24 protein-coding genes and 1 other RNA gene are annotated in these 24,017 nt (G+C 54.8%); 19 read left to right on the forward strand and 6 right to left on the reverse strand.

What is annotated here, in order from left to right:
• Positions 1-114: 114 nt before the first annotated feature.
• The 9 genes from clpP (at position 115) to L977_RS01810 (ending at position 8,986) form a co-directional block, all read left to right on the forward strand.
• Entirely contained in the window at positions 115-738 is a 624-nt protein-coding gene (gene clpP, locus L977_RS01770; protein ID WP_014069126.1) for an ATP-dependent Clp endopeptidase proteolytic subunit ClpP, read from the forward strand.
• 126 nt (positions 739-864) lie between these two features.
• Positions 865-2,139, forward strand: coding sequence for an ATP-dependent protease ATP-binding subunit ClpX (gene clpX / locus L977_RS01775; protein WP_014882774.1), 1,275 nt, complete (start codon positions 865-867; stop codon positions 2,137-2,139).
• Positions 2,140-2,322: 183 nt separating this feature from the next.
• Positions 2,323-4,677 (forward strand): endopeptidase La, encoded by a 2,355-nt coding sequence (gene lon / locus L977_RS01780; RefSeq protein WP_014882775.1) that lies wholly within the window; start codon positions 2,323-2,325, stop codon positions 4,675-4,677.
• Positions 4,678-4,887: 210 nt separating this feature from the next.
• Entirely contained in the window at positions 4,888-5,160 is a 273-nt protein-coding gene (gene hupB, locus L977_RS01785) for a nucleoid-associated protein HU-beta (protein WP_002444653.1), read from the forward strand.
• Positions 5,161-5,372: 212 nt separating this feature from the next.
• Positions 5,373-7,244 (forward strand): peptidylprolyl isomerase, encoded by a 1,872-nt coding sequence (gene ppiD, locus L977_RS01790; RefSeq protein ID WP_047624475.1) that lies wholly within the window; start codon positions 5,373-5,375, stop codon positions 7,242-7,244.
• A 148-nt stretch (positions 7,245-7,392) separates the two neighbouring features.
• Positions 7,393-7,773, forward strand: a complete 381-nt coding sequence (locus tag L977_RS01795; protein ID WP_047344471.1) for a helix-hairpin-helix domain-containing protein — start codon at positions 7,393-7,395, stop codon at positions 7,771-7,773.
• Between the two features lie 99 nt (positions 7,774-7,872).
• The gene (locus L977_RS01800) at positions 7,873-8,271 is read left to right on the forward strand and encodes a YbgC/FadM family acyl-CoA thioesterase (RefSeq protein WP_014882778.1); all 399 of its coding nucleotides are present in this window, start codon (positions 7,873-7,875) and stop codon (positions 8,269-8,271) included.
• 48 nt (positions 8,272-8,319) lie between these two features.
• On the forward strand, positions 8,320-8,685 hold the full coding sequence (locus L977_RS01805) for a type II toxin-antitoxin system RelE/ParE family toxin (protein WP_023336820.1): 366 nt from the start codon (positions 8,320-8,322) through the stop codon (positions 8,683-8,685).
• Positions 8,657-8,986 carry an addiction module antidote protein gene (locus tag L977_RS01810; protein WP_032637333.1) on the forward strand — a complete coding sequence of 110 codons (330 nt, stop codon included), beginning with the start codon at positions 8,657-8,659 and terminating at the stop codon, positions 8,984-8,986. The genes L977_RS01805 and L977_RS01810 overlap by 29 nt, the downstream gene beginning before the upstream one ends.
• A 2-nt stretch (positions 8,987-8,988) precedes the next feature.
• Here the strand turns inward: L977_RS01810 and queC are convergent, their stop codons facing one another.
• Both queC and L977_RS01820 read right to left on the reverse strand, forming a co-directional pair.
• A complete protein-coding gene (queC, locus tag L977_RS01815) occupies positions 8,989-9,684 on the reverse strand; it encodes a 7-cyano-7-deazaguanine synthase QueC (protein ID WP_023332238.1) in 696 nt (231 codons plus the stop codon).
• 66 nt (positions 9,685-9,750) lie between these two features.
• Positions 9,751-11,451: an SgrR family transcriptional regulator gene (locus L977_RS01820; protein ID WP_047624480.1), complete on the reverse strand. Its 1,701-nt coding sequence runs from the start codon at positions 11,449-11,451 to the stop codon at positions 9,751-9,753.
• A gap of 100 nt (positions 11,452-11,551) precedes the next feature.
• Here L977_RS01820 and cof point away from each other — a divergent pair, with 100 nt between their 5' ends.
• A complete protein-coding gene (cof, locus tag L977_RS01825) occupies positions 11,552-12,370 on the forward strand; it encodes an HMP-PP phosphatase (protein WP_014882783.1) in 819 nt (272 codons plus the stop codon).
• Positions 12,371-12,411: 41 nt separating this feature from the next.
• Here the strand turns inward: cof and L977_RS01830 are convergent, their stop codons facing one another.
• Positions 12,412-13,458 (reverse strand): PLP-dependent cysteine synthase family protein, encoded by a 1,047-nt coding sequence (locus L977_RS01830; protein ID WP_047624482.1) that lies wholly within the window; start codon positions 13,456-13,458, stop codon positions 12,412-12,414.
• Between the two features lie 115 nt (positions 13,459-13,573).
• Between L977_RS01830 and L977_RS01835 the strand changes: the two genes are divergently transcribed.
• The 5 genes from L977_RS01835 (at position 13,574) to amtB (ending at position 19,489) form a co-directional block, all read left to right on the forward strand.
• On the forward strand, positions 13,574-14,032 hold the full coding sequence (locus L977_RS01835) for an Lrp/AsnC family transcriptional regulator (RefSeq protein ID WP_008503307.1): 459 nt from the start codon (positions 13,574-13,576) through the stop codon (positions 14,030-14,032).
• Positions 14,033-14,062: 30 nt separating this feature from the next.
• Complete coding sequence (locus L977_RS01840; protein ID WP_045134720.1) at positions 14,063-15,835, forward strand: SmdA family multidrug ABC transporter permease/ATP-binding protein; 1,773 nt, start codon at positions 14,063-14,065, stop codon at positions 15,833-15,835.
• Positions 15,828-17,609: a SmdB family multidrug efflux ABC transporter permease/ATP-binding protein gene (locus L977_RS01845; protein WP_014882786.1), complete on the forward strand. Its 1,782-nt coding sequence runs from the start codon at positions 15,828-15,830 to the stop codon at positions 17,607-17,609. The genes L977_RS01840 and L977_RS01845 overlap by 8 nt, the downstream gene beginning before the upstream one ends.
• 219 nt (positions 17,610-17,828) lie before the next feature.
• Positions 17,829-18,167: a P-II family nitrogen regulator gene (glnK, locus tag L977_RS01850; protein WP_008503304.1), complete on the forward strand. Its 339-nt coding sequence runs from the start codon at positions 17,829-17,831 to the stop codon at positions 18,165-18,167.
• A 35-nt stretch (positions 18,168-18,202) separates the two neighbouring features.
• Entirely contained in the window at positions 18,203-19,489 is a 1,287-nt protein-coding gene (gene amtB / locus L977_RS01855; protein WP_014882787.1) for an ammonium transporter AmtB, read from the forward strand.
• 95 nt (positions 19,490-19,584) lie between these two features.
• On the opposite strand, the gene tesB is transcribed toward amtB, so the two are convergent.
• The gene (gene tesB, locus L977_RS01860) at positions 19,585-20,445 is read right to left on the reverse strand and encodes an acyl-CoA thioesterase II (RefSeq protein ID WP_014882788.1); all 861 of its coding nucleotides are present in this window, start codon (positions 20,443-20,445) and stop codon (positions 19,585-19,587) included.
• A gap of 203 nt (positions 20,446-20,648) precedes the next feature.
• Between tesB and L977_RS01865 the strand changes: the two genes are divergently transcribed.
• Positions 20,649-21,176, forward strand: a complete 528-nt coding sequence (locus L977_RS01865) for a YbaY family lipoprotein (RefSeq protein WP_014882789.1) — start codon at positions 20,649-20,651, stop codon at positions 21,174-21,176.
• Positions 21,177-21,209: 33 nt separating this feature from the next.
• Here L977_RS01865 and L977_RS01870 read toward each other — a convergent pair whose 3' ends face one another.
• The gene (locus tag L977_RS01870) at positions 21,210-21,521 is read right to left on the reverse strand and encodes an MGMT family protein (RefSeq protein ID WP_014882790.1); all 312 of its coding nucleotides are present in this window, start codon (positions 21,519-21,521) and stop codon (positions 21,210-21,212) included.
• A 170-nt stretch (positions 21,522-21,691) separates the two neighbouring features.
• Here L977_RS01870 and ffs point away from each other — a divergent pair.
• The 3 genes from ffs (at position 21,692) to L977_RS01880 (ending at position 22,513) form a co-directional block, all read left to right on the forward strand.
• Positions 21,692-21,788: signal recognition particle sRNA small type (gene ffs, locus L977_RS23480), an RNA gene on the forward strand.
• A gap of 261 nt (positions 21,789-22,049) precedes the next feature.
• A complete protein-coding gene (locus L977_RS01875) occupies positions 22,050-22,262 on the forward strand; it encodes a hypothetical protein (protein WP_052192598.1) in 213 nt (70 codons plus the stop codon).
• Between the two features lie 35 nt (positions 22,263-22,297).
• Positions 22,298-22,513: a hypothetical protein gene (locus L977_RS01880; RefSeq protein ID WP_047624485.1), complete on the forward strand. Its 216-nt coding sequence runs from the start codon at positions 22,298-22,300 to the stop codon at positions 22,511-22,513.
• 81 nt (positions 22,514-22,594) lie between these two features.
• Here L977_RS01880 and yczR read toward each other — a convergent pair whose 3' ends face one another.
• The gene (yczR, locus tag L977_RS01885) at positions 22,595-24,016 is read right to left on the reverse strand and encodes a MocR-like transcription factor YczR (RefSeq protein WP_047624487.1); all 1,422 of its coding nucleotides are present in this window, start codon (positions 24,014-24,016) and stop codon (positions 22,595-22,597) included.
• Position 24,017: the final 1 nt, after the last annotated feature.

The raw sequence follows: 24,017 nt of genomic DNA on the forward strand, positions 1-24,017 counted from the left end.
GGCGTGGCGAACCCCATAAGTATGTAATCACGATGATTGAGACTGGCTGATAATCCGTCCATAAGGTTACAATCAGTACAGCAGGTGTTTTCAATTTTGAACCAGGAGACGGAAATGTCATACAGTGGCGAACGAGATAACTTTGCACCCCATATGGCGCTGGTGCCAATGGTTATTGAACAGACCTCACGTGGTGAGCGTTCTTTCGATATCTATTCCCGTCTGCTCAAGGAACGCGTTATCTTTCTGACCGGCCAGGTAGAAGACCATATGGCTAACCTGATCGTAGCGCAGATGCTGTTCCTGGAAGCGGAAAACCCGGAAAAAGACATTTACCTGTACATCAACTCGCCAGGCGGTGTGATTACGGCGGGTATGTCCATTTATGACACCATGCAATTCATCAAGCCAGATGTCAGCACGATCTGTATGGGTCAGGCTGCATCCATGGGTGCCTTCCTGTTAACCGCAGGGGCGAAAGGTAAGCGTTTCTGCCTGCCTAACTCCCGTGTGATGATTCACCAGCCGCTGGGTGGTTACCAGGGGCAGGCGACGGATATCGAAATCCACGCCCGCGAAATTCTGAAAGTAAAAGCGCGCATGAATGAACTTATGGCGCAGCATACAGGTCAATCTCTCGAGCAGATCGAGCGCGATACCGAGCGCGATCGCTTCCTCTCTGCTCCAGAGGCAGTTGAGTACGGCTTAGTCGACTCCGTATTGACCCATCGTAATTGATGCCCGCGACGCGAGTGTGCCGCTATACTAAGGTAGGGCGGCACGCTGCTTTAAGCAGTACGCGTCTTAGAATGGCATTTGCGTCGTCATGTGCGGCACAAAGAACTTAAAAAGAGGTTTGGACTCATGACAGATAAACGCAAAGATGGTTCGGGCAAACTGCTGTACTGCTCTTTTTGCGGCAAAAGCCAGCATGAAGTGCGTAAACTGATTGCCGGGCCGTCCGTGTATATCTGCGACGAATGTGTTGATTTATGTAACGACATCATTCGCGAAGAGATTAAAGAAGTTGCGCCGCACCGTGAGCGTAGCGCATTGCCAACGCCGCATGAAATTCGTCATCACCTTGACGACTATGTCATCGGACAAGAGCAGGCGAAGAAAGTGCTGGCGGTAGCGGTATATAACCACTACAAACGTCTGCGTAACGGCGACACCAGTAATGGCGTAGAACTGGGTAAAAGTAACATCCTGCTGATCGGACCGACGGGTTCCGGTAAAACGTTGCTGGCGGAAACCCTGGCGCGCCTGCTGGATGTTCCGTTTACCATGGCCGATGCCACCACCCTGACCGAAGCCGGTTATGTGGGTGAAGACGTTGAGAACATCATTCAGAAACTGCTGCAGAAGTGCGATTACGACGTACAGAAAGCACAGCGCGGCATTGTTTATATTGATGAGATCGACAAGATCTCCCGTAAATCAGACAACCCGTCCATCACCCGCGACGTGTCGGGTGAAGGCGTGCAGCAGGCGCTGCTGAAGCTGATCGAAGGTACGGTTGCCGCCGTTCCACCGCAGGGGGGGCGTAAGCATCCTCAGCAGGAGTTCCTGCAGGTTGATACTTCCAAGATCCTGTTCATCTGTGGCGGTGCGTTTGCCGGTCTGGATAAAGTCATTTCCCACCGTGTTGAAACCGGCTCCGGCATTGGTTTCGGCGCAACGGTAAAAGCCTCGTCCGAAAAACCGAACGAAGGCGAACTGCTTTCGCAGGTTGAACCTGAAGATCTGATCAAATTCGGTCTGATTCCTGAGTTCATTGGCCGTCTGCCCGTTGTGGCAACGCTGAATGAGCTGAGTGAAGAGGCGCTGATTCAGATCCTGAAAGAGCCGAAAAATGCGCTGACCAAGCAGTACCAGGCGCTGTTCAATCTGGAAGGGGTTGACCTGGAATTCCGTGACGAAGCGCTTGATGCGATTGCTAAGAAAGCGATGATCCGTAAAACCGGTGCGCGTGGTCTGCGTTCAATCGTTGAAGCGGCGCTGCTCGACACCATGTACGATCTGCCGTCGATGGAAGATGTTGAGAAAGTGGTTATCGACGAGTCCGTAATCAGCGGCCAAACCAAGCCGCTGCTGATTTACGGTAAACCGGAAGCCCAGCAGGCATCTGGCGAATAATTCACCAAATCATACAAGCAGTTAATTAAAAAGGGGGGATTTTATCTCCCCTTTACTTTTTCCGTATTCATAGCGTTGAATGTGTGGGAAACATCCCCATATACTGGATACATGTTAATGGTTATGTGAAGTACAGTGACATGACCAGCTTACCTGGCGGACACTAAACTAAGAGAGAGCTCTATGAATCCTGAGCGTTCTGAACGCATTGAAATCCCCGTATTGCCGTTGCGCGATGTGGTGGTTTATCCGCACATGGTCATACCCTTGTTTGTAGGGCGGGAAAAATCTATCCGTTGCCTCGAAGCCGCCATGGATCATGATAAAAAAATCATGCTGGTGGCACAGAAAGAAGCATCGACGGATGAGCCGGGTGTAAACGATCTTTTCACCGTCGGGACCGTGGCCTCTATTTTGCAGATGCTGAAGCTGCCTGACGGCACTGTGAAGGTGCTGGTCGAAGGGCTGCAGCGTGCGCGTATTACCACTCTGTCAGATGACGGCGAACACTTCTCTGCCAAGGCAGAGTACCTTGATTCGCCTGAGCTTGATGAGCGCGAGCAGGAAGTGCTGGTGCGCACCGCAATTAGCCAGTTTGAAGGCTATATCAAGCTGAATAAAAAAATCCCACCAGAAGTGCTGACGTCGCTGAACAGCATCGACGATCCTGCGCGTCTGGCGGACACCATCGCAGCACACATGCCGCTGAAGCTGGCTGACAAACAGTCCGTGCTGGAAATGTCCGACGTTAACGAACGTCTGGAATACCTGATGGCGATGATGGAGTCTGAAATCGATCTGCTGCAGGTTGAGAAACGTATTCGCAACCGCGTCAAAAAGCAGATGGAGAAATCTCAGCGTGAGTACTATCTGAATGAGCAAATGAAAGCGATTCAGAAAGAGCTCGGCGAGATGGACGACGCGCCGGACGAAAACGAAGCGCTGAAGCGTAAAATCGACGCGGCGAAGATGCCGAAAGAGGCGAAAGAGAAAGCCGAAGCAGAATTGCAGAAGCTGAAAATGATGTCTCCAATGTCGGCTGAAGCAACCGTCGTACGCGGCTACATTGAGTGGATGGTGCAGGTTCCGTGGAACGCCCGCAGCAAGGTCAAAAAAGACCTGCGTCAGGCGCAGGAGATCCTGGATACCGACCACTACGGCCTGGAACGCGTGAAAGACCGCATTCTTGAGTACCTCGCGGTACAAAGCCGTGTAAACAAAATTAAAGGGCCAATTCTGTGTCTGGTAGGACCGCCGGGGGTGGGTAAAACCTCTCTGGGACAGTCCATCGCCAAGGCGACCGGACGTAAGTATATCCGTATGGCGCTGGGTGGCGTACGCGATGAAGCGGAAATCCGCGGTCACCGTCGTACCTACATCGGTTCTATGCCGGGTAAACTGATCCAGAAAATGGCGAAAGTGGGCGTTAAAAACCCGCTGTTCCTGCTTGATGAGATCGACAAAATGTCTTCGGACATGCGTGGCGATCCGGCCTCTGCGCTGCTGGAAGTGCTTGATCCAGAACAGAACGTGGCGTTCAGCGATCACTACCTGGAAGTGGACTACGACCTGAGCGATGTGATGTTCGTGGCAACCTCCAACTCCATGAACATTCCGGCCCCGCTGCTGGACCGTATGGAAGTGATCCGCCTCTCCGGTTACACCGAAGACGAGAAGCTGAATATCGCGAAACAGCACCTGCTGCCGAAACAGATTGAGCGTAACGCACTGAAAGCCAACGAGCTGACCGTCGAGGACAGCGCGATTATCGGCATCATTCGCTATTACACCCGTGAAGCGGGCGTGCGTAGCCTTGAGCGTGAAATCTCTAAACTGTGCCGCAAGGCGGTGAAACAGCTGCTGCTGGATAAGAGCCTGAAACACATTGTGATCAACGGCGACAATCTGCATGCCTACCTGGGCGTTCAGCGCTTCGACTACGGTCGTGCGGATAATGAAAACCGCGTAGGCCAGGTGACCGGTCTGGCATGGACGGAAGTGGGCGGCGATCTGCTGACCATCGAAACCGCCTGTGTACCGGGTAAAGGCAAGCTGACCTACACCGGCTCGCTGGGTGAAGTGATGCAGGAGTCCATTCAGGCGGCGCTGACCGTGGTGCGCGCGCGCGCGGAAAAACTGGGGATTAACCCGGATTTCTACGAAAAACGCGACATCCACGTTCACGTCCCGGAAGGGGCGACGCCGAAAGATGGTCCAAGCGCGGGTATTGCCATGTGTACGGCGCTGGTCTCCTGTCTGACAGGCAACCCGGTACGCGCTGATGTGGCAATGACCGGTGAAATCACCCTGCGTGGTCAGGTTCTGCCTATCGGCGGGTTAAAAGAAAAACTGCTGGCGGCGCACCGTGGTGGGATCAAAACCGTATTGATTCCTTACGAGAATAAACGCGATCTGGAAGAGATTCCGGACAACGTAATTGCCGATCTGCAGATTCATCCTGTTAAGCGAATTGAGGAAGTTCTTACTCTCGCATTGCAGAATGAGCCGTCCGGAATGCAGGTTGTAACCGCAAAATAGTGACCTCGCGCAAAGAGCGTCAATAAAAACAAGGCTGGTAAGGCATTTCGCACTTGCCAGCCTTTTTTTGTATAGCTAATTTAGATTGCTGATTAGGTCAGCCATCAACAACGGGTGTTGTAAGGTCATGGCAGGCCTGATATAACTGCTGCGCGGTCGCGTTGTGAAGGACTCAGGCGCGATATAAATTATAAAGAGAGGAAGAGAACAGTGAATAAATCTCAACTGATTGACAAAATTGCTGCTGGTGCTGATATTTCTAAAGCTGCAGCTGGACGTGCGTTAGATGCATTAATTGCTTCTGTTACTGAATCTCTGCAGGCTGGAGACGACGTTGCACTGGTAGGCTTCGGTACTTTTGCTGTTAAAGAGCGTGCTGCCCGTACTGGCCGCAACCCTCAGACCGGTAAAGAGATCACCATTGCTGCTGCTAAAGTGCCGGGTTTCCGTGCAGGTAAAGCGCTGAAAGACGCAGTAAATTGATTGCTTTCCCGTTTCAGGGAAGCCGGAAAGTACAAGGGCGCATCATTTGATGTGCCTTTTTTGTTTGTCCAGACCTGATTTGTGCGAGTTTATGCGAGTTGTGGGCTGACAATCGCCCCGTTTTCTTGTCACAATACGCCTTTACGCGCGACGGGCAGGATTTTCCGTCAGCGTCAGGTAACCAGTCACCTACAGCGGAGTGTTGTTACACCATGATGGACAGCTTACGCACGGCTGCTAACAGTCTCGTGCTCAAGATTATTTTCGGTATCATTATCGTGTCGTTCATATTGACCGGCGTGAGCAGTTACCTTATTGGCGGTGGCGCGAACTATGCCGCAAAAGTGAATGGCCAGGAGATCAGCCGTGGTCAGTTCGAGAATGCTTTTGCCGGTGAACGTAACCGTATGCAGCAACAGCTGGGCGACCAATTCTCTGAACTGGCGGCGAATGAAGGGTATATGAAGACCCTGCGCCAACAGACGCTGAACCGTCTTATCGACGAAGCGTTACTGGATCAGTATGCCAAAAAGCTGGGCCTTGGCATCAGCGATGAGCAGGTGAAAAAGGCGATCTTCGCCACTCAGGCATTCCAGTCAAACGGTAAGTTCGACAACGCCCGTTACAATAGCATCGTCAACCAGATGGGCATGACGGCCGACCAGTACGCTCAGGCGCTGCGTAACCAGCTGACCACTCAGCAGCTTATCAATGCCGTTGTGGGCACCGATTTCATGCTCAAAGGTGAGACGGAAGAGCTGGCCGCGCTGGTGGCGCAGCAGCGCGTTGTCCGTGAAGCGACCATTGATGTTAACGCCCTGGCGGCCAAACAGCAGGTCAGCGACGCGGAACTGAACGCCTGGTACGAGCAGAACAAAAATACCTTCGTTTCTCCAGAGCAGTTCCGCGTGAGCTACATCAAGCTGGATGCTGCCGGGCTGCAGGAAACGGCGTCTGATACAGAAATTCAGTCTTACTACGATCAGCATCAGGATCAGTTCACTCAGCCGCAGCGTAACCGCTACAGCGTGATTCAGACTAAAACCGAGGCTGACGCCAAAGCGGTACTGGATGAGCTGAATAAAGGGGCTGATTTCGCCACCCTCGCGAAAGCAAAATCCACCGATATTATCTCTGCCAAAAACGGCGGTGATATGGGCTGGCTGGAAGACGCAACCACGCCGGACGAACTGAAAAATGCGGGTCTGAAAGAGAAAGGCCAGCTTTCTGGTGTCATTAAGTCTTCCGTTGGTTTCCTGGTCGCGCGTCTGGACGATATCACCGCGGCGAAAACCAAGCCGCTGGCTGACGTTCGTGATGATATCGCGGCGAAAGTGAAACAGGAAAAAGCGCTGGATGCCTACTACGCACTTCAACAGAAGGTGAGCGATGCCGCCAGCAACGACAACGAATCGCTGGCGGGTGCAGAGCAGGCTGCTGGGGTGAAAGCGGTTGAGACGGGCTGGTTTGGTCGTGATAACCTGCCGGAAGAGCTGAACTTTAAACCGGTTTCAGACGCCATCTTTAACGGTGGTCTGGTGGGCGAGAACGGCACGCCAGGCAGCAACTCTGACATCATTACCGTCGACGGTGACAGTGCGTTCGTGCTGCGCGTCAGCGAGCACAAGCCGGAAGCGGTCAAACCGCTGGCAGAAGTGAAGGATCAGGTTGCCGCTCAGGTTAAGCACAACAAAGCGGAACAGCAGGCGAAACTGGATGCTGAGAAGATTCTAGCTGATCTGAAAGCGGGCAAAGACGATGCGCTGAAAGCGGCAGGCCTGAGCTTCGGTGAAGCGAAAACGCTGAGCCGTACCGGTCAGGACCCCATCAGCCAGGCTGCGTTTGGCCTGACTCTGCCTGCGAAGGACAAACCAAGCTTCGGCACCACCACCGATATGCAGGGTAACGTTGTTCTGCTGGCGCTGGACGAAGTAAAAGCCGGTACCCTGCCAGAAGCGCAGAAGAAGGCGATGGTTCAGGGCATTACCCAGAACAATGCTCAGATTGCTTTCGAAGCCATGATGAGCAACCTGCGTAAAGATGCCAAAATCAAGCTGGGCGATGTGATGACTCAGCAGCAATAATTACGTCTCTGCTCGCAGATTTTCGTAACGCTCTGCAAAAACTAAAGGCCGCTTTCGCGGCCTTTTCCATTTCTGCAATCTGCTGTTTGTAGCTGTTTTTCCGGGCGGCTATCGTGACGTGGCTGTCAACAAACAAGGAGAAAACAGCATGAAATGTGGAATCAAATCACTGTTAATTGCGCTGGCTATTGCCACCACCGGGATGACCACGAGCGCGCTGGCCGCGACGCCCGCAGCCAAAGCACAGACGGTGCAGAGCAAGTCTGACGCCTCAGCGTCAGTGCAAGGGCAATCCAAAGCGGCTGATGCCGGTAAAACGGCGGATGATGACGGTACGCGGGTCAGTATCAATTCGGCCTCTGCGGAAGATCTCGCCCGCGCAATGAACGGTGTCGGCCTGAAAAAAGCACAGGCCATCGTCAGCTACCGCGAAGAGTATGGTCCTTTCAAAACTGTCGACGACCTCAAACAGGTGCCGGGCATGGGCAGCGCGCTGGTGGAGCGTAACCTCTCACACCTGACGTTGTAATCTCACAATTACTTGCACTGCGGCGATAATTTGCCAGGATAAAGAGGTCATACCAGTTATGACCTCTGATCCTATAACAACAGTAAAGGCTATTGCGCTATGCAGACAAAAATCAAAGTACGCGGTTACCACCTTGATGTTTACCAGCACGTTAACAACGCCCGCTATCTTGAGTTCCTTGAAGAAGCGCGCTGGGACGGGCTGGAAAACAGCGAAAGCTTTCAGTGGTTGACCGCGCATAACATCGCGTTCGTGGTCGTCAATATCAACATCAACTACCGCCGCCCGGCCGTGCTGGGCGATGTGCTCACGGTGACCAGTCAGGTGCAACAGCTCAACGGCAAGAGTGGTGTATTAAGCCAGGTGGTGACGCTCGATCCTGAAGGGCAGGTGGTGGCTGATGCACTGATCACCTTTGTCTGTATCGATCTGAAAACCCAGAAGGCTCTGCCGCTGGAAGGGGCATTGCGGGAGAAGCTGGAGTTGATGATCGTTTAGAAATTTTGTCTTTTATAAAAGACAAAACGTTTTTCCAGGGATAGAATCATGGACAGGGACTACGTTGTTGAACGCTACCGTACCCGTGACGGAAAAGTGCCATTTGAGGAGTGGGTAGCGAAGATGAAGCGAAAGGATCCGGAATTAGTGTTTCGGATTCTTTTGCGAATTGACCGTGCAGAGAAAGGGAACTTCGGCGATTACCGGTATCTCAGAGATGGTATCTGGGAATTGAAAATTGATTGTGGTCCCGGATATCGAATCTATTTTGCAGTACAACATCGGGAGATCCTATTGTTGCTGATTGGGGGTGACAAAAAGAGTCAAAGGACCGATGTGAAACTGGCAATTGATTACTGGAATGACCATCAAAAGGAGAAATCCGATGAGCAAAAGCGAACGAAAATTCTCTAGCTCCGTCAGTCACGATGAAGCTGTCGTAAAAATGCTTCGCGAAAACCCTTCCTACGCTCAGCTATATCTGCAGGTTGCGTTGGATGAGATTTATGAAGACCAGGGAATCCCTGCATACCTAATCGCGCTAAGACGTGTTATCGAAGCCCGCGGTGGCATAGGTGAAATTGCTGCCAAATCCGGTCTGTCCCGCCAACAGTTATACCGAACCTTATCTGACAACGGCAACCCAACGCTAACGACGCTAATGAAAGTGACCCGTGCTGCCGGCGTAAAACTGTTCGACAGCACGGTTAAGTAGCGTTATTTAAGCCCGGTCTTTTGCTTCATTGCGGCCATCACGCCAACTTTATCGGCCAGATAGTGGTTCAGCCCGTTAGCGCGAAGATTACAGGCCGCGCACTGGCCGCAACCGTCGCCTTTGATGCCGTTATAGCAGGTGAGGGTTTCACTGCGAACCAGATCCAGCTTGCCCCAGTAGTCCGCCAGGGCCCAGGTTTCGGCTTTATCCAGCCACATCAACGGCGTCTCAAAGCGCGTCTCTTTCGCCATGCCCAGATTGACGGCGTGGTTTAATGCTTTCACGAATTCGTCACGGCAGTCCGGGTAGCCGGAGAAGTCTGTTTCGCATACGCCAGTGATTACCGCTTCGGCTTTCACCTGGTAGGCGTAGATCGCCGTCAGGGTCAGAAACAGAATATTGCGGCCCGGTACGAAGGTATTCGGAATGCCGCTGGCATCGGGTTCATAATCCGGTACAGGAATGCTGTCGCGGGTGAGGCTACTGACAGCCAGTTCATTTAACAGCGTAACGTCCAGCACCTTGTGCGCGCGTGCCCCCAGTTTGAGGGCCAGTTCACGGGCAACGTCGATTTCAGCGCGGTGGCGCTGACCATAATCGAAGGTCACACAGTGAACTTCATCATACTGATGAAGGGCCTGAACCAGGCAAGTAGTAGAGTCTTGTCCTCCGCTGAACACGACGACGGCACGTTTCATAAATCATCTCAACAGTTACGGTAAAAACGTTATGTTACCGCCTGGCTACGGCGGCGACCAGCTTCTTCACGATTTGGGGGCAGGCAGCCAGGCTTCGGTAAAATCAAACCAGCCGCGGGTGTTAAGGCGTATCCCGTTTACGCCTGGCGGCGCGCTGATTTGATACTGATAATTAAAGAGCGGCGTCAACACCGCGTTCTCCATTAAGCGGCTGAAAATGGCTTGCAGCCCCGCGTGTCGGTCCCGGGACTCGGCTTGGGCCTGCACCGCATCCAGCGTGGCTTGCAAATGAGCGTAAGCCGGTGCGCTTAACACATGCGGCCACAGCGCATCACAGCGGAGCCACTGCTCAAGCGTATACGCTGGCGCTTCGCCAATCAGCTTATCTCCCATCATGATGTCTGCATCGGCAAGCTGCTGGCATCCATCCCACGTCTTCGCGTCGTGAAAGATGACGGTCAATTCACAACCCTGCAGGGCGAGGTACTCCTTCAGCTGGCTGGCCATGGTGTGAAGCTCAACGGGCAGATGATAAACCAGCGTCAACGCCTCAGGGAGGGCAATGTCCGTCAAATCAGGCCATTCCGGGATTGTCCAGCCGGGAAGCAGTTCATGAGTTGGCGTGATGAGCCCTTCGTTGAGCGGAAGCGTGTGCAGAAGCCTGGAGAGATGAATGATATTAATCAGCCGCTTTGCCTGGATCTCACTCAGCCGCGCGCTCTGTTTCAGCGTGAGATAACAGAAGCCCAGGCTGGTGCTGCTGCTCACCAGCCGCAGGCTTTCGAGCTCACCGGCCTCGCCAATGGCGATTTGCACCGGGTGGCGACAGCTGGTACCCAGCCTGTAATCAAAAAGCTGGGGAGTGATCCAGTACTCGATGGCCTTAAGCAGCGGATGGCTCAGGTGGTACTGCTCATGGCTTTCCAGGCGTACCAGGTCGGGCTCAAAGAGGGTCAACCGGAAGGGACCACTGCCGACGACCGGGCGATCGGGATGCGCCAGACGGCTACAGTAGGTTGCCAGTCTGTGCGCCAGCCAGTAGTCCGGTTGATGTAAAACAAACGTCAGACATTGCGGATGTGTGGTTTCGACAGACAAGACGCTCTGAAAAAGCGTTCGCATGATGGGCTGCGCTAACAACGCCGTCAGGCTTCGCTGGAGTTGCGCCGTTTCTATTTTATCGCCGTCATGCCAGTGCAGCGTGGAGCGAATATAGAAATGCCAGCGCAGCCCGTCAGCAGAGACCTCCCAATGATGCGCCAGATCGCCGGTGGGTTCACTGCTGTTACCGTTAAATCGCGTCAAGCCTGAGAACACCTGTCCTGCCAGATGTTGTTCGGCCCGGCCCGGTAAAAATCCCGGCTGAAGCGGCTCCAGCGAGCGATAGTAGGGGATGCGCAGCGTCGGCGTGTCGTTTTGCCATTGCCCACCCAAAAACGGATGCAGTAACGAACGCAGCTCGTCAGGCGCAAGCTGGGCCAGCTCAAGCGCGTTATGCTGCTGTCCGCTCTTCAGCGCTTCTTCCATCATCATATTGCGCAGGGACTCCGGGGTGGCATGGAACGTCAGTTCGCCGCGCTTGCCGCGACCAGACTGCGCGCGCCAGCTCAGCCAGCCCGCCTCCTGAGCCTGACGCAGCAGCGTTCGGACATGCCGCTCGCTACAAAAACAGCGGGCTGCCAGCTCGCTGATAGTGACCTGCTGCGTCGCACCTTCGGACGGCTGCCATAAACGGTGATACTGGTTAAGACGGTTAAGCTGACGCATAGAAACCCGGAACAATAATTATCATCTATTCACTATTACTTCCGTATATCTCACCTGATACTGATGCACAAGCTAATCGCATCACATTTCAGGAGTCATCATGGCCCGCCTCGCTGCATTTGATATGGACGGTACGCTGTTAATGCCGGATCACCGTCTGGGAGAGAAAACGCTGAGTGCACTCAAGCGCCTGCGCGAGCGAGATGTCACTCTGACATTTGCCACCGGCCGACATGTTCTGGAGATGCGCCATTTACTGGGCGCGTTTTCTCTTGATGCTTTTCTGATCACCGGAAACGGAACGCGCATTCACACCGTCGAAGGTGAGGTACTGCACCGCCAGGATCTTAACCCGGAAGTGGCGGATATCGTCCTGCACAGCACCTGGGACACACAGGCCAGTGTCCACGTTTTTAACGATCAAGGCTGGTTTACCGGAAGCGAAATCCCCGAGTTACTGCATGCGCATGTCTATAGCGGTTTTAAATATCAGCTTATCGATCTGCGCCGGATCCCCGCCCACGCGGTGACCAAGATCTGCTTCTGTGGCGATCACGACGATCTGCGACGCCTGCGCATCCAGTTAAATGAGGCGCTCGGCAACCGGGCGCATCTGACCTTCTCGGCGGTAGATTGTCTGGAAGTATTACCCGTGGGCTGTAACAAAGGTTCCGCCCTGGCGGTACTGAGCGACCATCTGGGCTTAACGCTGCAGGATTGTATGGCATTTGGCGACGCCATGAATGACCGAGAGATGCTGGGCAGCGTGGGGCGCGGCTTGATTATGGGGAATGCGATGCCGCAGCTGATTGCCGAGCTTCCTCATCTGCCCGTTATCGGACACTGCGGTAACGAAGCGGTGTCCCATTTTTTGACTCATTGGCTGGACAACAACAACCTCCCTTATTCCCCCGAATAGCGAGCGCCTTCCAGCAAGCCAGACGTCGGTCTGGCTTTTTTTTATTTCAGCAGCTGTGCAATCTGCACTTTCCACTGCGTGATGTCGCCGATGTTAGCCTGTACCCATTCTGCATTGTAGTAGGTCTCAAGGTAGCGCTCGCCGCTGTCGCACAGCAGCGTGACGATGGAGCCGGTACGCCCTTCCTCACGCATGCGTGCCGCCAGCTGCAGTGCGCCCCACATATTGGTGCCTGTCGATGCCCCGACTTTGCGGCCAAGCTGGGTTTCCAGCCAGTGTGCGGTTGCCACGCTGGCGGCATCCGGCACGCGAAGCATTTCATCCACTACATCCGGGATGAATGACGGTTCCACGCGCGGGCGGCCAATTCCTTCAATTTTACTGCCTGACGGGCTGCGAAGATCGGCATCGCGGCTCTGCCAGTAGTCGAGGAACACCGAGTTTTGCGGGTCAACCACCATCAGTTGGGTATCGTAGCCCTGACAGCGAATGTAGCGTCCTATGGTGGCTGAGGTGCCACCGGTACCGGCGCTCATCACAATGTACGACGGCACGGGGTGCGGCTCGTGGGTCATCTGGCGGAAAATACTGTCAGCGATGTTGTTATTGCCGCGCCAGTCCGTTGCGCGTTCGGCGAAGGTAAACTGGTCCATATAGTGGCCGTTGAGCTCACGGGCCAGCATTTCAGAGGCGGCGTAGATTTCGCAGGCACTCTCAACGAAGTGGCAGCGACCGCCGTAAAATTCGATCTGCTCGATTTTGCGTTTTGCAGTGCAGGAGGGCATCACCGCGATAAACGGCAGGCCCAGCAGGCGGGCAAAATAGGCTTCGGACACGGCGGTTGAACCGGATGAGGATTCAATAATGGGAGTGCCTTCTTTGATCCAGCCGTTACATAAACCGTATAAAAACAGTGAACGCGCCAGGCGATGCTTCAGGCTGCCGGTCGGATGGGTGCTTTCATCCTTCAGATAGAGCTGAATACCGTCAAATCCCGGCAGGGAAAGGCGGATCAGGTGGGTATCCGCCGAACGCTGGTAGTCGGCATTGATTTCGCTGATGGCATGTTTAACCCAGGTGCTATTCATCGTAATTATCCGTTTGTCATTTTGTGCCCAGCATAGCGAAAAGCACAGAAAAAATTGTTGCTATCTGGCCTTTAAAATAGAATGAAGGGAGAAAAATTTTCTCTGTGAGGTGGGTATGCTAGATAAAATTGACCGTAAGCTCCTTTCCTTGCTGCAAAGTGACTGTACCCTCTCTTTGCAGGCGCTGGCAGATGCCGTTAATCTGACCACCACACCGTGCTGGAAGCGCCTTAAGAAGCTCGAAGATGATGGCATTTTGCTGGGGCGCGTCGCGCTGCTCGATCCCGAAAAACTGGGGCTTGGGTTGACGGCATTTGTGCTGATTAAAACCCAGCACCACAGCAGCGAGTGGTATTGCCGCTTTGTTACTCAGGTCTCTGAGATGCCCGAGGTGCTCGGTTTCTGGCGAATGGCCGGCGAGTACGATTACCTGATGCGCGTCCAGGTGGCAGACATGAAGCGCTATGATGACTTCTACAAGCGGCTGGTGAACAGCGTCCCGGGCTTATCAGACGTCACCTCAAGCTTCGCCATGGAACAGATTAAGTACACCACAGCTTTACCCATTGAATAACTTCGTAAAAAACCTTCAGGAACAAACCGCGTGCGATTATTTGCCCAATTAAGCTGGTACTTTCGTCGGGAGTGGCAACGCTACCTCGGTGCAGTGGCCCTGCTTATTATCATTGCCATTCTGCAGCTGATCCCGCCGAAAGTGGTGGGGTACGTCGTGGATGGCGTCACCGAACAGCATTACACCACCGCACGGGTGTTGATGTGGGTCGGCACGCTGGTGCTGACGGCCGTCATTGTTTATCTCCTGCGCTACGTCTGGCGCGTGCTGCTGTTTGGTGCGTCCTATCAGTTGGCCGTTGAGCTGCGTGAAGATTTTTACCGCCAGCTGAGCCGACAGCATCCCGAATTTTATCTGCGCCATCGCACCGGGGACCTCATCGCCCGTGCCACGAACGATGTCGATCGCGTGGTCTTCGCCGCCGGAGAAGGGGTATTAACGCTGGTGGACTCGCTGGTGATGGGCTGTGCGGTATTGATTGTCATGTCCACGCAGATCAGCTGGCAGTTGACCCTTCTGGCGCTGCTGCCGATGCCGCTGATGGCATTGGCGATCAATCGCTACGGCGAACAGCTGCACGAGCGCTTCAAACTGGCGCAGGCGGCATTTTCGTCACTGAACGATCGCACTCAGGAGAGCATGACCAGCATTCGCATGATCAAAGCCTTTGGTCTGGAGGACCGGCAGTCCGCGCTGTTTGCCGCCGATGCGGCAGACACGGGGGCGAAGAACATGCGCGTCGCGCGCATTGACGCCCGTTTTGACCCGACAATCTATGTTGCGATTGGCATGGCTAACCTGCTGGCTATCGGAGGCGGTAGCTGGATGGTGGTACAGGGGACGTTAACCCTGGGACAATTGACCAGTTTTGCGATGTATCTCGGGCTGATGATCTGGCCGATGCTGGCTTTAGCCTGGATGTTCAACATTGTGGAGCGGGGCAGCGCCGCCTACAGCCGCATTCGCGCCATGCTGGCCGAAGCGCCGGTGGTGACTGACGGCAGCGAAGCGGTCCCGGAAGGGCGTGGCGTAATGAAGGTCGACGTCCGTCAATTTGTCTATCCGCAGACGGCGCATCCGGTACTGGAGAACGTTAGCTTTACGCTTCAGCCCGGCCAGATGTTGGGTATTTGTGGTCCGACGGGGGCCGGAAAAAGTACCGTCCTCTCTCTGCTCCAGCGCCACTTTGACGTCACCGAAGGGGATATTCGTTTCCATGATATCCCCCTGAAGAACCTGCTGCTGGATGAGTGGCGTGGCCGCCTGGCGGTGGTCAGCCAGACGCCGTTTTTATTTTCGGACACCGTGGCGAATAACATCGCCCTCGGATGCCCTGCGGCGACGCAGGAGGAGATCGAGCATGTGGCGCGTTTAGCCAGCGTGCATGATGATATTTTGCGTCTGCCGCAGGGGTACGAAACGGAAGTCGGAGAGCGTGGCGTCATGCTGTCCGGCGGGCAGAAACAGCGTATTTCGATTGCCCGTGCGCTGCTGCTGAATGCCGAAATCCTGATCCTGGATGATGCGCTCTCCGCTGTGGATGGCCGTACCGAGCACCAGATCCTGCATAACCTGCGTCAGTGGGGTGACGGTCGCACGGTGATTATCAGCGCTCACCGTTTGTCGGCGCTGACCGAAGCCAGCGAAATTCTGGTATTGCAGCACGGGCACATTGCCCAGCGCGGGCAGCATGAAAATCTTGTTGAGCAACCGGGCTGGTATCGCGATATGTATCGCTATCAACAGCTTGAAGCGGCGCTGGACGATGCCCCCGAACAGAATGAGGAGGCCGCTAATGCGTAAGCTCGGAACGATGTGGCCGACGCTCAAACGTCTGCTGGCCTACGGCTCGCCGTGGCGTAAACCGCTGTCCGTGGCCGTGCTTTTACTCTGGATAGCGGCGATTGCAGAAGTGAGCGGGCCGCTGCTCATCAGTTACTTTATCGACAATATGGTCGCCAAAAGCTACCTGCCCCTGGGGCTGGTGGCGGGTTTAGGCGTCGCTTACGTTGGGTTACAGCTGACGGCTGCAGGGCTGCACTATGCGCAGTCGCTGCTGTTTAACCGCGCAGCCGTCGGTGTCGTTCAGCAGCTGCGTACGGATGTAATGGACGCCGCGCTTCGCCAGCCGCTCAGCGAGTTTGATATTCAGCCGGTCGGGCAGGTTATCTCCCGGGTAACCAACGATACCGAGGTGATCCGCGATCTGTACGTCACCGTGGTGGCGACGGTGCTCCGCAGCGCGGCGCTGATTGGTGCGATGCTGGTGGCAATGTTCAGTCTCGACTGGCGCATGGCGCTGGTGGCGATCACGATCTTCCCGGCGGTGCTGATCGTCATGGTCATCTACCAGCGCTACAGCACGCCAATCGTGCGTCGGGTACGAGCCTATCTGGCCGACATCAACGATGGCTTCAACGAAGTCATCAACGGCATGAGCGTTATCCAGCAGTTCCGCCAGCAGGCGCGCTTTGGTGAACGGATGGGCGAAGCCAGCCGCTCGCACTATATGGCACGCATGCAGACGCTGCGGCTTGACGGTTTTCTGCTGCGTCCGCTGCTGAGCCTTTTCTCTGCGCTGGTGCTTTGCGGTCTCCTGATGCTGTTTGGGCTGAGCGCTAACGGTACGATTGAAGTGGGGGTGCTGTACGCCTTTATTAGCTATCTGGGGCGCCTTAACGAACCGCTGATCGAACTCACCACCCAGCAGTCTATGCTGCAACAGGCGGTGGTCGCCGGTGAGCGTGTGTTCGAGCTGATGGACCGGCCGCGACAGGCCTACGGCAACGATGAGCGACCTTTGCAAAGCGGTGCCATTGATTTTGATAATGTCTCGTTTGCCTATCGCGAAGACCGGCTGGTGTTGCAGGATATCTCACTTGATGTTCCGTCGCGTGGTTTCGTGGCGCTGGTGGGCCATACGGGAAGCGGTAAGAGCACCCTCGCCAGCCTGTTAATGGGTTACTACCCGGTTACGCACGGTGAAATCCGGATCGACGGACGTCCGCTCGCGTCTCTTAGCCACAACGTGTTGCGTAAAGGCGTCGCGATGGTGCAGCAGGATCCGGTCGTCCTGGCCGATACCTTCTATGCGAACGTGACCCTGGGGCGGGACTACACGCAGGAGCAGGTCTGGGAGGTACTGGAAAAAGTGCAGCTGGCGGATCTGGCGCGCGGGTTTAGTGAGGGGATCAATACGAAGCTGGGCGAGCAGGGGAACAATCTCTCCGTCGGGCAAAAACAGCTCCTCGCCCTGGCGCGGGTGTTGATTGAAACGCCGCAGGTTCTGATTCTGGATGAAGCGACAGCCAGTATTGACTCCGGTACCGAGCAGGCCATCCAGCAGGCGCTGTCGGCCGTGCGTGACCATACGACGCTGGTGGTGATTGCCCACCGTCTTTCCACCATCGTTGATGCCGATACCATTCTGGTGCTACATCGCGGCCAGGCCGTTGAACGGGGTACGCACCGTGAACTGCTGGAAGCCAAAGGACGTTACTGGCAGATGTATCAGCTTCAGCTGGCAGGCGAAGAGCTGGCCGCCAGCGTGCGTGAGGAAGAATCGCTGAGCGCCTGATGCACCAAAATGAGGCGACGCGCTAACAGTCATTCCTGTTGGTGCAAAACGGAAACGCACCCTGCACCGGCATGGTGCGTTTTTTTTCACCGGTTCGTTTATCAAGGCCGTGTAGCGCTCTTTGCACCGCAGTTCCTTCTGGTTTTATTTCTGGCACACCCCTTGCAATACCTTCTGCGTAAGCTGCGGCCATTACCGAATTCTGACTGGAGGGGATCTATGAAGCTGGTTACGGTTGTAATCAAACCATTCAAACTCGAAGACGTGCGTGAAGCGTTGTCTTCCATGGGTATTCAGGGACTGACTGTCACCGAAGTGAAAGGCTTTGGTCGTCAGAAGGGTCATGCCGAGCTTTACCGCGGGGCGGAATACAGCGTTAACTTTCTGCCAAAAGTAAAAATTGATGTCGCGATTGCTGACGATCAGCTTGATGAAGTCATTGATGTCATTAGCAAAGCGGCCTACACAGGCAAAATTGGCGACGGCAAAATTTTCGTTGCCGAACTGCAGCGCGTCATTCGCATTCGTACCGGCGAATCTGACGAAGCGGCACTGTAAGTAACTCCTGGCACACAGTGATAGGGATCGAGAAAATGAAGATAGCAACACTTAAAACGGGTCTGGGTTCGCTGGCACTGCTGCCGGGCCTCGCGCTGGCTGCCCCTGCGGTGGCAGATAAAGCCGATAACGCCTTTATGATGATCAGCACCGCGCTGGTGCTGTTCATGTCAATTCCGGGGATTGCCCTGTTCTACGGCGGTCTGATCCGTGGCAAAAACGTTCTCTCCATGCTGACCCAGGTAGCCGTGACCTTCGCACTGGTCTGCGTGCTGTGGGTGGTTTACGGTTACTCGCTGGCCTTTGGCACCGGCAACGCCTTCTTCGGTAACTTTGACTGGGTGATGCTGAAAAATATTGAGCTGACCGCGCTGATGGGCAGTTTCTACCAGTATATTCACGTTGCGTTCCAGGGCTCGTTCGCCTGCATCACCGTCGGGCTGATTGTAGGCGCACTGGCCGAGCGTATACGTTTCTCTGCCGTTCTGATCTTTGTGGTGGTCTGGCTGACGCTCTCCTATGTGCCGATTGCGCACATGGTCTGGGGCGGCGGTCTGCTGGCAACGCACGGCGCGCTGGACTTCGCGGGCGGTACCGTCGTACATATCAACGCCGCGGTAGCGGGTCTGGTTGGCGCATACCTGATCGGTAAACGCGTGGGCTTCGGTAAAGAAGCGTTCAAACCGCACAACCTGCCGATGGTCTTTACCGGTACCGCGATCCTCTACTTTGGCTGGTTTGGCTTCAACGCCGGGTCTGCAAGCGCAGCAAACGAAATCGCCGCGCTGGCCTTCGTGAACACCGTCGTGGCCACAGCCGGTGCGATCCTCTCCTGGGTCTTCGGTGAGTGGGCGGTGCGCGGTAAACCTTCCCTGCTGGGTGCCTGTTCTGGCGCAATCGCGGGCCTGGTCGGTATCACGCCTGCCTGTGGTTATGTGGGTGTCGGTGGTGCGCTGCTGGTAGGTTTGGTTGCAGGTCTTGCAGGTCTGTGGGGCGTTACGGCACTGAAACGCGTGCTGCGCGTTGATGACCCTTGCGATGTATTTGGGGTGCACGGTGTGTGCGGCATCGTCGGCTGTATCATGACCGGTATCTTCGCCGCGAAATCGCTGGGTGGCGTGGGCTATGCAGAAGGTGTCACTATGGTTCATCAGGTACTGGTGCAGCTGGAAAGTATTGCTATCACCGTGGTGTGGTCTGCCGTTGTCGCTTTTATTGGCTACAAGCTGGCGGACATGACTGTGGGTCTGCGCGTACCGGAAGAGCAGGAGCGCGAAGGTCTGGATGTGAACAGCCACGGCGAGAATGCGTATAACGCATAACCAACAGCAAAACGGCAATCTCGATTGCCGTTTTTAATGTTTATTCCCTCTCCCTGTGGGAGAGGGCCAGGGTGAGGGCATCAGGCCGCACGTTATTAACCGCGATTACGCATTACCCCTTCCTGCACCGTTGAAGCGACCAGCACGCCGTCCTGCGTATAAAACTCTCCACGCACAAACCCGCGAGCGCTCGATGCCGACGTACTCTCCACGCTGTAAAGCAGCCACTCATTCATGTTGAAGGGACGGTGGAACCACATGGAGTGGTCGATGGTCGCGACCTGCATCCCTTTTTCGAGGAACCCGACGCCGTGCGGCTGCAGCGCCACCGGCAGAAAGTTAAAATCTGACGCATACCCGAGCAGATACTGATGCACGCGGAAATCTTCCGGCACGGTACCGTTGGCGCGGATCCAGACCTGACGTTTCGGCTCGGCGGTGTGACCCTTCATCGGGTTATGGAACTCGACGGGGCGGATCTCCAGCGGTTTATCGCACAGAAATTTCTCTTTGACCTGTGGCGGAAGCAAATGCGCCAGCGCACGGGCGATATCGGTCTCTGATTTGAGCGTGTCTGGCGACGGTGCCGGCGGCATCGTTTTCTGATGCTCGTATCCCGGTTCCGGTGCCTGGAACGAGGCGGTCATGTAGAAGATGGGCTTACCGTTCTGAATGGCCGCTACGCGGCGGGCACTGAAACTATTACCGTCACGCAGAACTTCAACATCATACACAATCGGTTTTGCGCTATCGCCAGGGCGTAAGAAATAGCTGTGGAACGAATGCACCAGACGGTCTGCCGGGACGGTCTCCTTTGCCGCGTACAGCGCTTGTCCAACGACTTGCCCACCGAAGACCTGGCGCAAGCCTAAATCTTCACTCTGTCCGCGAAAGAGTCCTTCCTCAATTTTTTCCAGATTCAGTAATGTCAGCAGATTGTTCAGTGCCTGACTCATAGTTGTCCTCAATAAACGCCGTAGCGAAAGATAGGCAGAGTATAACGCAGAAATGTAAGTGGTCCGATGGGTAGAATAATCTTAATATCGGCACGTTTTCAGGCATTAATCGGTGATCTGTGCCACACTTGAATACGTTATGTGATTGAAACGACATCGGATGGGATCGATCCCGCTGGTGCATTGATGATAAGGAGACTTCAATGAAACTCGTGCCTATGCTAAGTGGTGTAGCTATTGCGGTGGCGTTGTCCGCCTGTGCCGGTAAGAGCGCCCAGGTGCCGGTACCTGCAGCCGATCCGAACGGGATTAATACCCTTTCACAGCAATCCATTCAGCAGCCTAATGTTTCCGGTACCATCTGGATCAAACAGAGAGTCGCTTTGCCGCCGGATGCGGTATTAACGGTAACGCTGTCTGATGCTTCTCTGGCCGACGCGCCGTCGAAAGTCCTGGCTCAGCGTGCGGTTCGTACTGAAGGTAAGCAGGCGCCATTTAGCTTCGTGCTGCCATATAACCCGTCAGACGTACAGCCGAATGCTCGTATCCTGCTGAGTGCCGCGGTAACGATCAACGATAAGCTGGTCTTTATTACCGATACGGTTCAGGAAGCCATTAACCACGGTGGGACTAAAGTCGACCTGAATCTGGTTCCCGTACAGCAAACCGAAGTGCCGGTTGCTCCACAGACCAATCAGCCGTCCCTGCCAACCCCACCGACCCAGATGTAATTGTTGCTATTACCCTCTCCTTCGGGGGAGGGGTTAGTACACCCACCGGTACTTTTGCAAATCAATCTGTCCCGATCCCGATACCTGCACACCCTCTGACAGTAATGCCTGGCGCTGACGCTGGAGATCCGGTCCGGTCAGCGAGATGGCACCATGACGATTCACCACGCGATGCCAGGGCAGCGTGCTTCCTTCCGGCAGCCGTTTAAGAACGCCGCCTACCTGTCGCGCCGCGCGCGGTGAACCGGCCAGCTGTGCGACATCACCATAGGTTGTGACGTAGCCTTCCGGGATTGAGGCCACAATTTGCCATACGCGCTGGGGAAAGGAGTCGTGTTCGTCCATACCTGCACCTGCGGGGATCATCTGAACAGCCATGGTAAACGAAGATTGCCCTGATTGCTGCGTCTGTTTGCGCAATAAACCAGCATCCGGTTCCGGGTCGCTTGCAATTGGGTCTTCGCACAGGGATAATGCGCCAGCGCGTTGGTTATCAACGCTCTCAATGGGGGCTCTGTTGGTTCTCCCGCAACGCTACTCTGTTCACCAGGTCAGGTCCGGAAGGAAGCAGCCAGGGCAGACGACGTGGGTGCCGGGATGTAGCTGGCAGGGCCCCCACCCATTTACGGCCTCGTACAAACCTTCCTGCGTTACCTCTCTCTGTAGTCATTATTCCACAATACTATAACGCCTATACGCTGTAATATATATTTCATCGTGCTGAAATATTATTGTCATAAACCTGTAATAATAGACTGGCATTTTATAATTGGACGTCTATTTAACACCAAAATTCAAAAAAATATAAATCTGGATAACAGTGTTAACTTCGTGTATTACATAAAGTACTTATTCCGAAGGGAAGTGACAAACATGGCTACTGCGGTTTTAAATGTTAAAATTGACGACGCGCTAAAAGAAAGGCTTCGCCACTATGCGGAAGTGAATAACGAGAATTTAAGCGTGACCACAGAGAAACTGCTGCTGCTGGCGTTTGAAGCAGTAGAAGAGGCGGGAGTATCGGAAGAAGATATTGATAATCAGCATACGGAAGAAGAGAGTGTTTCTCCTTTTACTCCTAAATAAATCAAAGCACTACGTAAACTTCTGAAGAAGAGAAAATGAAACAACAACTGTCAACTGCCAGTGACTACAACGAGGCCTGCGATCTCTTGCGCTCAGGCTATGTGAAGCATGTACGTCTTGGCTGGAATGTTGGAAGCGATGAGTTCTTTCGTATTGCGTCTGACTGGTGTGATACCGGTGCAAAAATAAAGAAAGAAGGTGATAACTTCGTTATTTCGCTGAAAGGTTTCCCTATTCCTCCGCAACATTAATTGTTGTCCAGTGAAAACTGCTGACTGCATATATTACAGTCAGCAGTTTTTATTTTATGATCCCCTTCAAACTTTTTATTCTTAAACCAGACTGCGTTTGATGGCTGGCTCATTTGAATGTAATGCACGCCATAAGGGTTTAATCCGCAGTAACGCCGCTTCCATTTCCGCTGGCTCCAGCGAGAAGGGCATGCGCAAAAAGCGGTCAAACGCCCCCGATAAGCCAAACCGTGTGCCCGTTCCCAGGTTAATCCCGATGATTTCTGCCCGCGCGGCAAGCTGTGTCGCCAGCATGCCGGGAAGTTCGATCCAGTAAGAAAGTCCGCCTTCCGCCTCATGGAATCGCCACTCGGGAAAATGTTCACGCAGCAGTTCATTGCATCGATCGCGCCGTTCCGCAAGCATCTTGCGGCGAGCGGGCAGAAAACGTTCGCTATTGTTGATAAGCCACAGCGTCGCCAGTTGCTCAAGCAGCGGCGAGCCCAGATCAAGCGTATCCCGCGTCTGGGCGAGGGTGGCGATGGTACGTGAAGAGGCGCGGATCCAGCCGAGACGCAGCCCGCCCCAGAAGCTTTTTCCGGCGGAGCCTAATGTCATGACGGTTGCCTCCCGGTTAAATGATGCCAGCGGTGGCGGTGGGGGCGAGTCAAACCAGAGATCGACCATCGTTTCATCTACAACCAGCGTCGTGCGGGTTTGTGCGGCAATATCGGCGATCGCCTGACGGGTGGCGATATCCATACAACGCCCGGTTGGGTTGTGAAAATCAGGCATCAGGTAAGCCAGGCGCGGTGCAGTCTGGGCAAGCGTGGCGGCAAAACCATCCGTGTCCCAGCCTGTATCCGGCAGCGACACCCCAACGGGCCGGCACTGCGCCCCCTGAATGGCGGCAATCGCCAGCGGATAGGTAGGGTGATCGACCACGACGCGATCTCCCGGCCCGGTTAACATCCGCAATATCAGCGCAAAACCGCTGACGGCACCGTTGACCACCATGACTTCGTCTGCGCGGGTGGGAAGACCCCGTTCGGTATAGCGTGCCGCTATAGCTTCCCGAAGCGCAGGCAGCCCAAGCTGGTCGTAGCCCGTCAGCGAGAGGTGCTGGGTAATAGCCGTCAGCGCGTGGGTATAAGCCTGGTGGATCTCTGGCCCGGCATTGAGGGCGGCAGTGGAGAGATCCAGTGCGGCACTCGCCGCTGAAAGGGTAGGAACGGCGCGCGTATCCGGGAGGATCACGCGCGACCCGCTGCCGTGGCGGCTTTCAAGATATCCCTCCTCGCGCAGATGGGCGAGGGCGCTGCTGACGGTGGTCCGGCTCACGTCCAGCGCCGTAGCCAGCTCACGCTCACCCGGCAGTCGCGTATTTAATGCCAGTCGGCCATCAAGGATTAACAGACGCAACGCGTCAGCCAGCTGGCGCCAGAGCGGGGTGCGTGATGAGGCTTGCTGCCAGTGGCCTAAAAGGCGTACCAGAGACTGACTTCCAAAGCGGCGTGATGACATA

This window comes from Enterobacter sp. ZOR0014 (assembly GCF_000798855.1).
GTDB lineage: Bacteria > Pseudomonadota > Gammaproteobacteria > Enterobacterales > Enterobacteriaceae > Enterobacter > Enterobacter kobei.